Origin of the sequence: Mesorhizobium sp. M7A.F.Ca.MR.245.00.0.0 (assembly GCF_003997415.1) — a bacterium.
Taxonomy (GTDB): Bacteria; Pseudomonadota; Alphaproteobacteria; order Rhizobiales; family Rhizobiaceae; genus Mesorhizobium.
On the sequence record NZ_RZTE01000002.1, the window covers coordinates 34,362 to 48,491 of the forward strand.

Consider the following 14,130-nt stretch of genomic DNA (forward strand, 5'->3'; position numbering starts at 1 on the left):
AGCGTAGCGGTTCCCGACACGCCCGCCCAGCCTTGGCCGTGCGTGTCCGGACAGATCATGACACCATCATGGTCACCCAGCCGCAACCACCCGGAAGAGGCCACCGGCCCGCTTTGAAGCTCACTTCGCCAGGAACACTCCGATCCTGTCCAGCGCGCGCAAGATGTTCTCCTCGGAATTGGCGTAGGAGAGCCTGATATAGCCTTCGCCGAGAATGCCGAAATCGGGACCGCCGATCAGCGCCACGCCGGCCTCGTCGAGCAGCGCCGAGGCGAGCTTCTTTGCCTTCCAGCCGGTCTTCGAGACGTTGGGGAAGGCATAGAACGCGCCCTTGGGCGTGATACAGGAAATGTTGGGCAGGGCATTCAATCCCTCGACCACGATCCTTCGGCGGCGGTCGAAGGCGCGCATCATCTTGTCGACGTCGTCCTGCGGGCCGTCGATGGCCGCGATGCCGGCAAACTGGCTCGGCGCGTTGACGCAGGACCAGCAATTGACCGCCAGCTTGCGCACCTTGTCGTAGAGATGGGCGCCCTTGTCGCCATTCGGCCAGATCGACCAGCCCATGCGCCATCCGGTCATCGCCCAGGTCTTCGACCAGCCATTGAGCACGATCAACCGGTCGCGGATTTCTGGAAAGCCGAGCAGCGAGCAATGCGTTTCGCCATCATAGGTCATGACGTCGTAGATCTCGTCGGAGAGGATGGCGACCTGCGGATGAGCCTCCAGCCCCTTGACCAGTTTTTCGATCTCGGCACGGGGCGTCACGCCGCCGGTCGGATTTGCCGGCGAGTTGAGGATCAGCAGCCTGGTCTTCGAGGTGATGAGCGCCAGTGTCTCCTCGGCGGAGAAGGCAAAGCCGTTTTCCTCGCGCATCGGCACGGGAATAGGGGCTGCACCGGTGAACTCGATCATCGAGCGATAGATGGGGAAGCCGGGGTCGGGATAGAGGATCTCGGCGCCGGGCTCGCCGAACATCAGGATCGCGGCGAACATGGTCGGCTTGCCGCCTGGCAGGATCATCACTGTCTCGGGCGACACCTCGACGCCGGTGGTGGTTAGCGTGCGCCGCACCACCGCCTCGCGCGTTGCCAGCAGGCCATTGGCCGGCGTGTAGCCGTGATGGCCGTCGCGCAGCGCCTTGATCGCCGCCTCGACGATGTGCTGCGGCGTCTTGAAGTCGGGCTGGCCGATGCCGAGATTGACGATGTCGCGGCCTTGTTGGGCAAGTGCTGTGGCCCTCGCGAGCACGGCAAAGGCGTTTTCCTCGCCAAGGCGGTCGAAGGCCGAAATCGTGTGGAGCATTTTTCCCGTCCGTGTGGTTCTTGCTGTTGGGTCGCGTTTTTGTGAGCGTCCGACCGCAAATGTCAAACGGATTGGAGTCTTCGGTGTCGGAAAATCTTGCGGATTGGCAGCCACGCCCGCGTCCGGAGCGCAAAGTCCTGGACGGGCGCACTGTGCGGCTTGAGCCGTTGAGTGCTGAAAAGCACGGTGATGGCCTGTTTGAGGCATCGGCTGTCGCCGATGGTGATACGCGGTTTCGCTGGCTTTTCGACACCGTGCCGGAGACCCGCGCCGATCTACAGCCATGGCTGGAAAAATCGGCTGCGAGCGAAGATCCGCTGTTCTTCGCGGTCATCGACAAGGCCAGCGGCAAGGTCGGCGGACGCCAGACGCTGATGCGCATCGATCCGGCCTACGGCGTCATCGAGATCGGGAACATCTATTGGGGGCCGCTCATCTCGCGCAAGCCGGGAGCAACCGAAGCGCAGTTCCTGTTCATGAAATACATCTTCGACGAACTCGGCTACCGCCGCTACGAATGGAAGTGCAACAACCACAACGAGCCATCGAAGCGAGCCGCCGAACGGTTCGGCTTCAAGTTCGAAGGCATTTTCCGCCAGCATCTCATCGTCAAGGGTGAAAACCGCGATACCGCGTGGTATTCGATCATCGACAAGGAGTGGCCGGCGCTGCGCAGTGCCTATGAGGCGTGGCTCGATCCGGCCAATTTCGATGACGACGGCCAGCAGAAGCGACGGCTCGAGGATTGTCGCGCGGAATTTGGCGCTTAGGAGTTCGCCATTGGCACATACCCACGATCACAGCGGGCACGATCACGGCGCTGGCCATGTGCATGGTTCGACCGACAAGAAGCGCGTGCTGATCGCGGCCTGCCTGACTGGCGGCTTCATGATCGCCGAAGCGTTTGGCGGCATCCTCACCGGCTCGCTGGCGCTGCTGGCCGATGCCGGCCATATGCTCGCCGATTCGATCGCGCTCGGCCTTGCATGGTATGCCTTCCATCTAGCCGGCCGCCCGGCGACCGTTCGCCTCACCTACGGCTTCGGCCGGGTCAAGACGCTGGTGGCCTATACCAACGGCATTGCCATCTTCGTCATTGCGCTGTGGATCGTCTATGAGGCCTGGGGACGTCTGCAGGCGCCGGCACCGGTGCTTGGCGGGCCGATGCTGGCGGTGGCGATCCTCGGTCTGCTGGTGAACATCGGCTCGTTCTTCGTGCTGCATGGCGGCGACCGCGAGAGCCTGAACATGCGCGGCGCCATCCTGCATGTGCTTGGCGACCTGCTCGGCTCGGCCGCGGCCATCGCGGCGGCGCTGGTCATCCTGGCGACCGGCTGGACGCCGATAGACCCGATCCTCTCGGTCCTGGTTTCACTGCTGATCCTCTACACGGCGTGGTCGCTGATGCGGGAAGCCGCCCATGTGCTGCTCGAGGGCGTGCCGCCAAGCCTCGACCGAGATCTGATCGCCAGGGATATCGAGGCGACGATCCAGGGCGTGCGCGAAGTGCATCACATGCATGTCTGGTCGCTCGACGGGACCAGCAACATGGCGACGCTGCATGCCTGTCTCGACGAGGGCGTCGATGCGCATCAGGCGGTGAGTGCCGTCAAGAAGCGGCTTGCCAGCGAGCACGGCATCAGCCATGCCACCGTGGAACCGGAATTCGGCCAGTGCGCCGACGATGGCGACGAGCACGACCATGGACACGAGCATGAAGCGGCTGCATATCACGACCATCATCACTAGGACTGGATCGATCGACGTCGATTGTCCTGCCTCGGGAGTTGCAAAGCCTTGAAAACCAGCTTGATGAATACCCGCTGCCCTGGTGCGGCGTGATGGACCGCGACACCAGGAATGCTCTTATCGCCGCAGTGTGGATCATGCTTCTGTTCGGTATCGGCGCCTACTATCTGCCGACCGTAATGCTGGCTCTCGGCAGCTTTTCGACGGTGCTGGCCGGCGCCTTTGGCGTCGTCTTCGTGCTGGCGTTCTTCTCGGTGTTCTGGCTGCGGGCCCGCAACCAGCGCAAAAACCAGGGTAAATAGGCAAGGGATTTTCGATATGCGCATTCTGATCACTGGCGCCGCGGGTATGGTCGGCCGCAAGCTCATCGCCCGGCTGGCCAAGGACGGCACGCTGCGCGGCCGCAAGATCACGGCGCTCGATTTACACGATATCGTGCCGCCGCAGGCCCCGCGCCTGGATGGCGTCAGCGTCACGCTGCACACTGGCGATCTCGCCGAAGCGGGTGCCACTGAGCGCCTGGTCGCATCGCGCCCCGACGTCGTGTTCCATCTTGCCGGCATCGTGTCGGGCGAGGCGGAAGCGAATTTCGATCTCGGCTACCGCGTCAATCTCGATGGCACGCGGGCCCTGTTCGATGCCATCCGGCTGGCGGGCTTTGCGCCGCGCGTCGTCTTCACCTCGTCGATCGCGGTGTTCGGCGCGCCGTTCCCGGATGTCATTCCCGACGACTTCCATCCGACGCCGCTGACCTCCTACGGCACCCAGAAGCAGATGAGCGAAGCGCTGCTGGCCGACTATACCAGGCGCGGCTTCTTCGACGGTATCGGCATCCGGCTGCCGACGATCTGCGTGCGGCCGGGCAAGCCGAACAAGGCGGCGTCCGGCTTCTTCTCCGGCATCATCCGCGAGCCGTTGAGCGGCCACGAAGCGATCCTGCCGGTGCCGCGCTCGGTCGTGCACACGCATGCCAGCCCGCGCTCGGCGGTGAACTTCCTGATCCATGCGGCAGGGATCGACGGCAGCGCAGTCGGGCCGCGCCGCAACCTGACGATGCCCGGCGTCGCCGTCACCGTCGGCGAGCAGATCGAGGCGCTGGAACGCATCGCCGGGCCGAAGGCGGTAAGCCTGATCCGCGAGGTTCCGGATGACACGATCTGGGCGATCGTCAAGGGCTGGCCGACGCGCTTCGAGGCAAAGCGGTCACGGGAGCTCGGCTTCAGCGCCGAAAAGAGTTTTGACGAGATCATCCGCGCTCACATCGAGGATGAGCTCGGCGGCAAGATCGCGGGTTAAACTCCGAACCTCGTGGCGCCGGCCTATCCGCCGCTCGCCAAACTCGCCGACAGCAGCAGCAGTCCGAACAGGAACACAAACGCCGCGCCGCCGATCTCGACGATCGAGTGGATGCGGTTGCCCATGCGGCCGTCGCCGGCGAAATACACCGCCCAGTTCTTGGCGGTCACCGCCAGTGTCGCCAGTGCCGAGACGGTGATGGCGGTTCCCAGCGACATCGCCAGCACCGACAGCAGGCCGCCGAGCCAGAGGCCGTTGAGCAAGGCGAAGCTCAGCACGATCAGCGCGCCGGAGCAGGGGCGGATGCCGACCGCCGCCACCGCCGTCCACGCCGTGCGCCAGTCGAAGCGGTCGCCCGACAGCAGCGCCGGATCGGGTGCGTGCGAATGGCCGCAGGTGTCGCAGACTTCGCCCGCCGCGTGATCGTGATGATCGTGCGAAGGGCCGTGCGCATGGTCATACGCGTGTAGCGCGTGCGAATGAGCATGCGCCGAATGGCTGTGAGCTGCATGGGAGTGACCGGCATGCGAATGGCCACCATGAGAATGACCCCCATGAGAATGACCGGCGTGAGAATGGCCGGCATGAGCCGCCGACAGGCTGTAGGCCGGGCCCTTGCCGAACAGACGCAGGACGGCGGGGCCGAGTTTGCGCCACAGCAGCCAGGCGCCGAACAGGGTGACGAAGACAAAGCTCATGATCTCCATGAACCAGGCCGCGTCCGTCATCGAGACGGAGGTGCCGCGCAGGACGAAATAGGCGACCCCCATCACCGCGATCGCGGTCAGGCCCTGCAGCAGCGCCGAGACGAAGGACAAGAGGATGCCGCGCCGCAACGCCACCTCATTGGCCACCATGTAGGACGAGATCACGGCCTTGCCGTGGCCGGGGCCGGCGGCATGGAAAATACCGTAGGCGAAGGACAGGCCGACGAGTATCCAGATCTTGCTGCCGTCCTGGCGCATCGCCTTCATCGCCGTTGCCAGCGCGCGGTAGAATTCCTGCTGCCTGAGATTGATCCACATCAGGATATGGGCGAACGGGCCGGTGGTGGGCGCCATGCCGTCATTGACGCCGATGCCGAGCGAACTCTGGGCATGAGCGGCGTCGGCGAAATGCATCATGGCGACAGTGAGGGCCAACAGGCCGAATGCCAAACGCAGGGACGGTTTCGTCACCGGCTTCATCCTTCTGGCTGACAGGTCAGTTCGAGCTTGGTGGCGAAGATCTTGCTCATATCGGTGCCGGTCGGATCGTTGAAAAAGGCATCGGTGAGGGTCTTCTGGTTTTCCTTGATAGCCTCGTCCGGATCCGGACGGACCACCTTGCTGGTGCAGTTCGAGGGCAGGCCTTCAACCGTGATGTTGGAGTCCTCGGTGAAGTCGATCGCCGTGTAGAATGTCGGATCGTAGACGCCGATATCGATCTTGCCGTTGAGCTTGATCGGCACCTTCGGTTCGGACTCGAACAGGATGATCAGTTGATCGTTGTCGAAATTGGCCATCAGATGCGGCGGCGGCGTCATCGCCACGTCCTTGCCGTCAACGGTGACGAGCTGGAAGTAATTGAACTCGGCCAGCGAGGCATGAACGGTGTCGGCGACTTCCTTCAGCTCCTTGTCATCGAGCTTCAGGTCGGAGTTCTTGTCGAACTCCATCATCACGGTCGAGGAAAACAGATCGTCGAAGCGCCAGAGATGACGCAGAGCCTTCACGCTTTGGTGATCCGGGGAGAGAATCACATCGAGGCGGGCCTCGGCGAAGACATGCGGATGCACGTAAGCCGGTCCAGTGGCGGCAAAGCTAGCCGCCAAGGCCGAAGCCAGCATGATTGCGTGCCGTTTCAGGTGCATTCTGGGTCGCGATTCCATAGGCCTCGGAAGAGTTGCCGAGAGTTACCAGAAAGGGGGCGAAATTGGGACCACGAGACTATTGACGCCGGTCAGCCAGCCTCGCGCGTCCTGAACCACTGCACCAGGAAGTCGACGAAGACGCGGACTTTCGCCGGCAGATAGCGGCGGTGCGGGTAGACGGCGAAGATGCCGCCGCCCGACAGGATACGGTCATCCATCACCGCCACCAGCCGGCCGCTCGCGAGGTCGGGCGCGGCGATGAAATCCGGCAGGACGGTAAATCCGAGGCCCGCCACGGCCGCGGCTCTCGCCGTCATCGGGCTGTTGACCTCGACCGGACCGGACACCGAAACGCTCACCGGATCGCCATTGTCGCCCTTGAACGGCCAGTTGTTCAGTCCGCGGCCATTGGTGTCGACGATGCAAGGCATGCGGCTGAGATCCTGCGGCCTTGTCGGCATGCCATGCCTGGCGATCAGTTCGGGGGAGGCGCAGAGCTTTATCGAAAACGGCGCCAGCCGCCTGGCGATCAGCGACGAGTTCTCCAGCCGCGAGATGCGCACCGCAAGATCGAAGCCCTCCTCGACCAGATCGACGAAGCGGTCGTCGAGCTGGATGTCGAGCACGATGTCGGGATGCTGCTTGGCGAAGTCGATCAGCGACTGGCCGATCGGCGCGTCGGCGAAGGTGCGCGGCGCCGACAGCTTGATCCGGCCGCGCACGTCGCCGGAGGATTCACGCACCGCGTCGGCCAGGCTGTCGACCTCGCGCACGATCTCCGAGGCGCGCCGGTAATAGGTATGGCCGGCCTCGGTCATCGAGAACTGGCGCGTGGTGCGGTTGAGCAGCAAAGCGCCGAGTTCGTCCTCCAGCTCGCGCACATATTTCGACAGCAAGGCCTTGGAACGGCCGATCTTGCGCGCCGCCGCCGAAAAGCCCTCGGCCTCGACCACGTCGATGAAGGCACGCATGCGCGTCAGTGTGTCCATGGTCAGGCCTTTCGTGCCGCGTCGAGAAGTTTCCGGCCGAGCCGTATCAGGGCAATGTCGCTGCCGGAAGGGCCAAGCAGCGACAGGCCGAACGGGGCGCCGGCGACCGAGCCGACGGGCAGCGTGATCTGTGGAAAACCAGACAGGCCGGCCAGGCACAGAAGTTGGAGCGCCCGTTCGCGATAGGCCTGGAACTGCTCCGGCGTGCTGTCCACGTAAGGCGCCGGACCAGGCACCGTCGGCAGGACAAGGAAGCCGTTCTTGCCGAGCAGGGCGTTCAGTTCGCCGCGAAAGGTCAGACGTCGCACCTTCTCGGCCTGGGCTGTCCTGTCATCGACGGCACGGCCAAAGCCGAAACGCTCCTCGACACCGGGGCCGAGGCCGCGCTCGCCGCTGGTGATCCATTCGCCATGCACCGCCCAGGCCTCCCTGGCCTGCAGCCGGCGAAAGCACCAGTAGAGTTCATCGGGAGATGAGGAGAAGCGCACTCCCGGCGTCACCGGCGCGCCGAAGACCTTGCCCGCCAGCCCCTTCATTTCACCATATTCGGCAAGCGCCGGTCGGGCGACCAATCCATCCAGCCAATCCAGCGCCAGCGGCCGGTCCAACACGTGCTGGTGCGGATCGCGGCCGAGCAGCAGCTTGCCGACGGTCTCGTAGGTCTCGATGTCGTCGGCGAACCAGCCGAATGTGTCGAGGCTCGGCGCCAGCTTCATCGTGCCGTCGAGCGGAATGCGGCCATGCGTGGTGCGCAGCCCGATCAGTCCGCAAAAGCTCGCCGGGGCGCGGATCGAGCCGCCGGTGTCTGAGCCGGTGGCGATATCGGCCAGCCTGCCCGCCACCGCCGCCGCCGACCCCGATGAGGAGCCGCCGGTGACGCGGTCGGGTGCCGCCGGGTTCACCGGAAACGAAAAATGCGCATTCTGGCCGAACAACGCGAAGGCAAGCTCGTCGGTCTGCGTCTTGCCGACGAAGCGTGCGCCGGCATCGAGGATCATCTGCACGGCGGGTGCGGTGCGCGAGGCTGCGTGGCTTTCGGCGAATTTTTGCAAATTGCCGCAACCGGTGCGGTAACCGGCGACGTCGTAGATGTCCTTGACGGCCAGCCGCAGGCCGGCCAGCGGGCCTAGCTGGGCATGTGCCACTGGCATCTGGCGAAGATCGAGAAAGGCGTTGAGAGGGCCGTGCGTGCCTGTCATCGTTCGATATCCGGATACGGTTGCCGCAACATTGTTCGACGCCAGAAATTTTACAACCTGCGATACGATTTTTATTGATTGTGAAAGTCTTCGCCCTTATATCGCGCTTGCCCAAAGTCGCACGTGCCTGTGGGTGTCCGCCGATCCTCGAATGGTGAGGGAAATCGGTAAGGTAACTGGAGCCAACCCCTCCAGTCGGTCTAGCGGCCAACCGCCAGCCCGAGGACACCTTGAAGCAACGACGGTGCGGGCCTTTCTGGTGTTCTGCCGGTTGTCCAAAAACCGGGGTTACTGAAGAGGCACACCTTCATTGCCGGCAGTGCGGACGGGTCTCCCATCCAAGCCAAGGCAGACAAAGCGAACCGAGGCCGGGCAAGGCCAAGGTTCACCGTCGCGAGACGGCGCTTCATGGTTCCGGGGTCTCCACCGGCTGGTTCCATGGATATCCGTCCCGCCTTTGTCCACCGCGTGTTCGCGAGGCTGACAGCCCGCGTCCCGCAGCCTTATTGCGCGCCGAAAGGCGCTGATGGAGAGACCCCGATGGCCACCCAGCGCATCCTTGACTTCCTCGCCACCCGACGTCCGACCGGTCCCTGCCTCGTCGTCGACCTCGATGTCGTGCGCGACAATTTCCGCGCCTTCGAGAAGGCGCTGCCCGATTCAAAAATCTACTATGCGGTGAAAGCAAACCCGGCGCCGGAAATCCTGCGCCTGCTTGCTGCGATGGGCTCGTCCTTCGACACCGCTTCCGTTGCCGAAGTCGAGATGGCGATGGACGCCGGTGCGCCGGCGGACCGCATCTCCTTCGGCAACACCATCAAGAAGGAGCGTGACATCGCACGCGCCTACCAGCTCGGCATCCGCCTGTTCGCCGTCGATTGCGTCGAAGAGGTCGAGAAGATCGCTCGCGTCGCTCCAGGCGCGCGCGTGTTCTGCCGCGTGCTGACCGATGGCGAGGGCGCGGAATGGCCGCTGTCGCGCAAGTTCGGCTGCGTGCCAGCGATGGCCGTCGACGTGCTGCGCCATGCCAGGGGGCTCGGCCTCGACGCCTATGGCGTGTCGTTCCATGTCGGCTCGCAGCAGACCGACCTGACCGCGTGGGACCGTGCGCTGGCCGACGCCAAGGTGGTGTTCGCGACGCTCGCCGAGGAAGGCATCGTCTTGAAGATGGTCAATATGGGCGGTGGTTTCCCGACGCGCTATCTGCGTGACGTGCCGGCCGCCCAGGCCTATGGCCAGGCGATCTTCTCGGCGCTGCGCAAGCATTTCGGCAATGCCATTCCGGAGACCATCATCGAGCCGGGCCGTGGCATGGTCGGCAATGCCGGCGTCATCAAGTCGGAAGTCGTGCTGATCTCGAAGAAGGCCGCCAACGACAATGTGCGCTGGGTGTTCCTCGACATCGGCAAGTTCGGCGGTCTTGCCGAGACGATGGACGAGGCGATCCGCTATCCGATCGTCACCCCGCATGACGGCACGGAGACAGCACCTTGCGTGCTCGCCGGCCCGACCTGCGATTCGGCCGACGTGATGTACGAGAAGACGCCCTATCCGCTGCCTTTGTCGCTGACCATCGGCGACGAGGTGCTGATCGAAGGCACCGGCGCCTACACGACCACCTACTCGGCGGTCGCCTTCAACGGCTTCGAGCCTCTCCGATCCTACGTGATCTGACGGCGCTTCCTCAGCGCATTTTCGGACGGCGAACCGGACACAACTTCGCCTGAAAATGCGCTGAGAGAGCCGATCAGATCATCCCAGGTGGGCGACTTTCGTCCACCCGGGGCTCGCCTGTGGAACAGATCTCCGCTCGCCAGGGATTACGGAAATGGAAATGTCAGTTGAAATGGAAATGCCAGTTGAAATTGCGGGCCACGCACCGGCCATTGTGATGGTTGCCGAAATCGCCGCCGATGTTGCGGCGCGCGAGGCGTTGCTCGATCGGGCCATGGGGCCGAAGCGCCGGAAAAAGTCGTCGGAGAAGCTGCGGCGCGGCCGGCGGCCCTCGGAAGGGCTGGCCTTCGTCGCCCGCGATGCTTCGGGCGGCGTGGCCGGCACCGTGCGGCTGTGGGATGTCAGGTTGGGTGAGGGCGGTGCGGCCGCGCTGCTGCTTGGCCCGCTTGCCGTCGACCCGTCGCTCAAGAATGCCGGCATCGGCTCGGCGCTGATGCGCCATGCCATCGCCGAAGCGGCGCGTCTCGGCCATGCCGCTATCCTTTTGGTCGGCGATGCGCCCTATTACGCGCGCTTCGGCTTCTCGGCCGAGAAGACCGGTTCACTTGCCATGCCGGGACCCTATGAGCGGCACCGCCTGCTGGCGCTGGAACTGGTGGAAGGCGCGCTTGACGGCGTGCACGGCACGCTGAAGGCGGCCGGCCGCAAGCTGAAGGCGCTGGAACTGATATCGGCGGCCTGACACGAAGCCGGCAGCATTTCATGCAAAAAAAACGCCGCCCGAAAAGGCGGCGTTTTTGCGCTTGGTGGGTGCCGCTTGGGCGGCTGGATGCCTTCAGCCGATCAGCTGGCTGAGCGCCATGGCGACGGTCATGTCGCCTTCGACCTTTATCTTGCCGGTCATGAACGCCATTGTCGGGTTCAGGTCGCCAGCGATCAGCGAATCCAGATCGTCGAGCGAGAGCTTGATGGTGCAGTCGGTGGGTGCATCGGTGTTCGAGACGGTTGCGCCGTCGATGACGATGACGCCGTCGCTGCCGGTGTCGAATTTCACGGAACGATCGAACCCGCTGCTGGCCACCCGCGACTTGATCTTCTCGGCAATCTCCTGAACGCTCACGCTGTTCTCCTTGTCTGGTTGCATCTATCTCGCAACGGCGCTTCGATCCAGCCGAAGCCCATGCCGCGGTTTCGCGATCACGGTCGCTGCCGCATATAGCTTTGGGTTGACGTTTACGTCAACGCGAATTCGGGCGGTTGGTTCCTGCCGTCGCGGCAGGTGAGCCCCGATGAGGCCGGGACTCCGAGCCGGGGCAACTCAGTGTTCCTTGAACGCCTTGGTCATTTCGCTCGCCGTCTCGCTTTTCTTGCGGCGCAGCCAGTTGTCGCGGATTTCGTCCTTCGACAGGAAATTGACCTGGTCGATCAGAACCTCATGCACCAAGGGCGCGCCGACACGCGCGTTGACGGTATCGCGGATTGCGGCGCGGAAGGCATCGAGATCGATGGTCGCCTTGTTGGTGAAGTCGATCTGCGGATTGGAATAGAGGTAGGAATAGACCTGGTCGGTGATCAGCGCTTCGGCCGGAATGGACAGCTTCTTTATCTGCTCGGGTTCGACGGTGTAGACGAGCTTGGTCAGGAAATAGCCGCCGATCTCAGAATCGCGGATCAGCGGCACCGAAATGATGTCGGTCTTGACGTAGTCGAGACCGCCCAGCATCGGCTTCGGCGTTTCGCCGACACCGCGCTCGCCGGCCGCCTGAAACGAATAGAACACGGCGCCGAGGGTTGCGGCGCAGATCCAGACGGCGATGGCGATGACCTTGATCATCGGCTCTTGTCAGTCCCTTGATCAGTCCCTTGCGAAGGCGACGCGGCACTGCGCCGTTGCTTCGGCAGTATCTCCGAAGTGTCGCTTGTGTTCGGCATCATGCCTTCATCCAGCCGAACTCGCCGGCGGAATAGGTGCCGTCGGTCTCGGCGCGCTGGATGGCGTGCCGCAGCAGGCTGGCGACTTCGTTGACCGCGCTGAGATGCGCCAGGATCGCCGCTTCGTTCTTCGCCAGCTTCTGGCGCAGCCGGGTCAGGCCCTCGCGGTGCTGTTCGAGGAATTCGGCTTCGCTGCCGCCCTTCATGGCGCGCGTCAACTCGTAGAGGTAGCGGCTCTTGCGGGCGTTCGACGCCTTGAGATCATAGTTGGTCGCGTTGCGGATGCCGGCGGTCTCTTCCTCGACCACTTCCTCGATGCGACCGATGATGGCGGCGAGGTTGCCGGGCCGCGCGAACGGGATCGGCGCTTCCGACGCGGTCGTGCGTGCTGGCAGATTGGGGGTGGATTCTGAAAAGTCGGCCATGGCGTTTCCCAGTTTAGATCTTGATGTTTGTTTTTATGGTCGTCTCGTCACCGGTCATCGACCCCGCAGCCTTGCGCTGCAATTGGTGGACCAGCGAGGTCGACAGGCTGTTTTGCTGGTCGATCTCGGTCTTTTCCAACCCGCCCGAGACCGGACCGACCGGAACCACGCGCTTGCCTTCGAGATAGTGGTCGGCAAGCATCGACTTGGCGATGCCGATGCCGCCGCGTTCGGCCATCACGTCGGCCACCCGCTCGGCAAGCTGCGATTTCCACATGTCGCCAGCCAGGCCCTTGCCGTAGACGCCCTCGGTGTCCTTTGGCAGCATGTTCTGGATGAAGGTCTGCAGCACCATCGCCTCGAACTTCTTGAATTTGTTGGCCGGGTCGGTTGCAGCGGCGGCCTTGTCGGCGGTGGCGCGCGACAGGATCGAGCCGGCATCGACCGAAGCGGCGGTGTCGAGTGAAAACGTGCCCGCAGCGCCGCCGGCCCGCTTTGCCAGCGCGGCGCGGGCGGTCTCGATATCCGCCGGGTCGGCGGCTCGGGCCACATCCATAACGATGTCGCTGGGTGGAGAAATCGCCAAGAAAGTCCGCCTTTTACCGGTTTTCCTTAGCCAGACCATGCCTCAACAAGCTTGTGGCAGGCTTGCGGGAAGGAGAGGGAGCGGAGTGCGCGGATCGGATCGAAGCTGCCGGCTTCGCGCCATCGGGCAGATTTTTCCATCGTCGCCTTTGGCCGGAAGCTGACGATCAGCTTGGCACCCACGAGCTTGCTTCGATGGTCCGCCGAGGGTGGGATTTCCGCCTCAGCTTCACTCCTTGACCGCCCCCGTCATCGAGGAGACGTAGTGCTCGACAAAGAATGAATAGAGCACCACCACCGGCAGGGAGCCGATCAGCGCGCCTGCCATCAGGGCTCCCCATTCATAGACGTCCGAACGTACGAGCTCGGTAAGCACGCCGACCGGCACGGTCTTGTTTTCGGACGATTGGATGAAGGTCAAGGCGTAGATGAATTCGTTCCATGACAGGGTGAAAGCGAAGATGCCGGCGGAAATCAGGCCGGGCACCGACAGCGGCAGAACTATCTTGGTCAGGATTTGCCAGCGGCTCGCGCCGTCGATCAGCGCGCATTCTTCCAGTTCGAAGGGTATCGAGCGGAAGTAGCCCATCAAGAGCCACGTGCAGAATGGAATGAGGAAGGTCGGATAGGTGAGGATCAGCGCGAACGGCGTATCGTAAAGCCCGAGGTTGAACACCATTACCGACAGGGGAATGAACAGTATCGAGGGCGGCACGAGATAGGCCAGGAAGATCGCCAAGCCGACCTGCCGCGCCCCGGAAAACCTCAAGCGCTCGATCGCATAGGCAGCGAACACCGCCGCCAGCAGCGACAGGAAAGTTGAGGCGGTCGAGATGATGATCGTGTTGAGAAGCCAGCCCGGATAGGATGTGTCGAAGAGCAGATACCGAATATGCTCGAGTGTCGGATTGACGACCCAGAACGGATTGAAATTGGCATAATCCGTCATCTCGAGATTGGGTTTCACTGCCGTGATCGTCATCCAGTAGAACGGGAACAGCAGCACGATGACGAAGATCAGGAGCGGCAGATAAACGGTGACCACGCGCCGGGGCAGGCTCTGGAGATAGCCCATGCCGCCTTCATCCGTGTTCGGACGATTGTTCGTTTCGATCGCGGCCATG

At 63.4% G+C, this 14,130-nt stretch carries 17 protein-coding genes; 6 read left to right on the forward strand and 11 right to left on the reverse strand.

The window, feature by feature from the left end; translation table 11 throughout:
• Window positions 1-120: 120 nt before the first annotated feature.
• Window positions 121-1,305, reverse strand: coding sequence for a pyridoxal phosphate-dependent aminotransferase (locus EOB80_RS03195; protein WP_127326653.1), 1,185 nt, complete (start codon window positions 1,303-1,305; stop codon window positions 121-123).
• An 83-nt stretch (window positions 1,306-1,388) separates the two neighbouring features.
• On the opposite strand from EOB80_RS03195, the gene EOB80_RS03200 reads away from it, so the two are divergent.
• The 4 genes from EOB80_RS03200 to denD all read left to right on the forward strand — a co-directional run bounded on the left by EOB80_RS03200 (window position 1,389) and on the right by denD (window position 4,350).
• Entirely contained in the window at window positions 1,389-2,075 is a 687-nt protein-coding gene (locus EOB80_RS03200) for a GNAT family protein (protein ID WP_127326654.1), read from the forward strand.
• A 10-nt stretch (window positions 2,076-2,085) separates the two neighbouring features.
• Window positions 2,086-3,054 (forward strand): cation diffusion facilitator family transporter, encoded by a 969-nt coding sequence (locus tag EOB80_RS03205; protein ID WP_127326655.1) that lies wholly within the window; start codon window positions 2,086-2,088, stop codon window positions 3,052-3,054.
• Window positions 3,055-3,143: 89 nt separating this feature from the next.
• Window positions 3,144-3,356: a hypothetical protein gene (locus EOB80_RS03210; RefSeq protein WP_027038219.1), complete on the forward strand. Its 213-nt coding sequence runs from the start codon at window positions 3,144-3,146 to the stop codon at window positions 3,354-3,356.
• A 16-nt stretch (window positions 3,357-3,372) separates the two neighbouring features.
• On the forward strand, window positions 3,373-4,350 hold the full coding sequence (gene denD / locus EOB80_RS03215; protein ID WP_127326656.1) for a D-erythronate dehydrogenase: 978 nt from the start codon (window positions 3,373-3,375) through the stop codon (window positions 4,348-4,350).
• A 23-nt stretch (window positions 4,351-4,373) separates the two neighbouring features.
• Here denD and EOB80_RS03220 read toward each other — a convergent pair whose 3' ends face one another.
• From EOB80_RS03220 to EOB80_RS03235, 4 genes are all read right to left on the reverse strand, one after another.
• The gene (locus tag EOB80_RS03220) at window positions 4,374-5,537 is read right to left on the reverse strand and encodes a nickel/cobalt transporter (protein ID WP_127326657.1); all 1,164 of its coding nucleotides are present in this window, start codon (window positions 5,535-5,537) and stop codon (window positions 4,374-4,376) included.
• Window positions 5,534-6,202: a DUF1007 family protein gene (locus EOB80_RS03225; RefSeq protein ID WP_027161413.1), complete on the reverse strand. Its 669-nt coding sequence runs from the start codon at window positions 6,200-6,202 to the stop codon at window positions 5,534-5,536. Before EOB80_RS03225 ends, EOB80_RS03220 begins: the two co-directional genes overlap by 4 nt.
• A gap of 89 nt (window positions 6,203-6,291) precedes the next feature.
• Window positions 6,292-7,191, reverse strand: coding sequence for a LysR family transcriptional regulator (locus EOB80_RS03230; protein ID WP_127272432.1), 900 nt, complete (start codon window positions 7,189-7,191; stop codon window positions 6,292-6,294).
• Window positions 7,192-7,193: 2 nt separating this feature from the next.
• Entirely contained in the window at window positions 7,194-8,390 is a 1,197-nt protein-coding gene (locus tag EOB80_RS03235) for an amidase (protein ID WP_127326658.1), read from the reverse strand.
• 540 nt (window positions 8,391-8,930) lie between these two features.
• Between EOB80_RS03235 and odc2 the strand changes: the two genes are divergently transcribed.
• Together odc2 and EOB80_RS03245 are read left to right on the forward strand one after the other, a co-directional pair.
• The gene (odc2, locus tag EOB80_RS03240; protein WP_127326659.1) at window positions 8,931-10,064 is read left to right on the forward strand and encodes an ornithine/lysine decarboxylase; all 1,134 of its coding nucleotides are present in this window, start codon (window positions 8,931-8,933) and stop codon (window positions 10,062-10,064) included.
• Window positions 10,065-10,236: 172 nt separating this feature from the next.
• Window positions 10,237-10,806, forward strand: a complete 570-nt coding sequence (locus EOB80_RS03245) for an N-acetyltransferase (RefSeq protein WP_127326858.1) — start codon at window positions 10,237-10,239, stop codon at window positions 10,804-10,806.
• A gap of 93 nt (window positions 10,807-10,899) precedes the next feature.
• On the opposite strand, the gene EOB80_RS03250 is transcribed toward EOB80_RS03245, so the two are convergent.
• From EOB80_RS03250 to EOB80_RS03270, 6 genes are all read right to left on the reverse strand, one after another.
• Window positions 10,900-11,184 carry an SCP2 sterol-binding domain-containing protein gene (locus EOB80_RS03250; protein ID WP_013529756.1) on the reverse strand — a complete coding sequence of 95 codons (285 nt, stop codon included), beginning with the start codon at window positions 11,182-11,184 and terminating at the stop codon, window positions 10,900-10,902.
• 198 nt (window positions 11,185-11,382) lie between these two features.
• Window positions 11,383-11,898: a hypothetical protein gene (locus tag EOB80_RS03255; RefSeq protein ID WP_127270032.1), complete on the reverse strand. Its 516-nt coding sequence runs from the start codon at window positions 11,896-11,898 to the stop codon at window positions 11,383-11,385.
• Window positions 11,899-11,995: 97 nt separating this feature from the next.
• Window positions 11,996-12,421 (reverse strand): hypothetical protein, encoded by a 426-nt coding sequence (locus EOB80_RS03260; RefSeq protein WP_127270030.1) that lies wholly within the window; start codon window positions 12,419-12,421, stop codon window positions 11,996-11,998.
• A gap of 13 nt (window positions 12,422-12,434) precedes the next feature.
• Window positions 12,435-13,046 (reverse strand): rod-binding protein, encoded by a 612-nt coding sequence (locus tag EOB80_RS03265; RefSeq protein WP_164748967.1) that lies wholly within the window; start codon window positions 13,044-13,046, stop codon window positions 12,435-12,437.
• A complete protein-coding gene (locus EOB80_RS34430; RefSeq protein WP_164748966.1) occupies window positions 13,034-13,189 on the reverse strand; it encodes a hypothetical protein in 156 nt (51 codons plus the stop codon). The genes EOB80_RS03265 and EOB80_RS34430 overlap by 13 nt, the downstream gene beginning before the upstream one ends.
• Before the next feature lie 46 nt (window positions 13,190-13,235).
• Window positions 13,236-14,129, reverse strand: a complete 894-nt coding sequence (locus EOB80_RS03270; RefSeq protein ID WP_127271704.1) for a carbohydrate ABC transporter permease — start codon at window positions 14,127-14,129, stop codon at window positions 13,236-13,238.
• Window position 14,130: the final 1 nt, after the last annotated feature.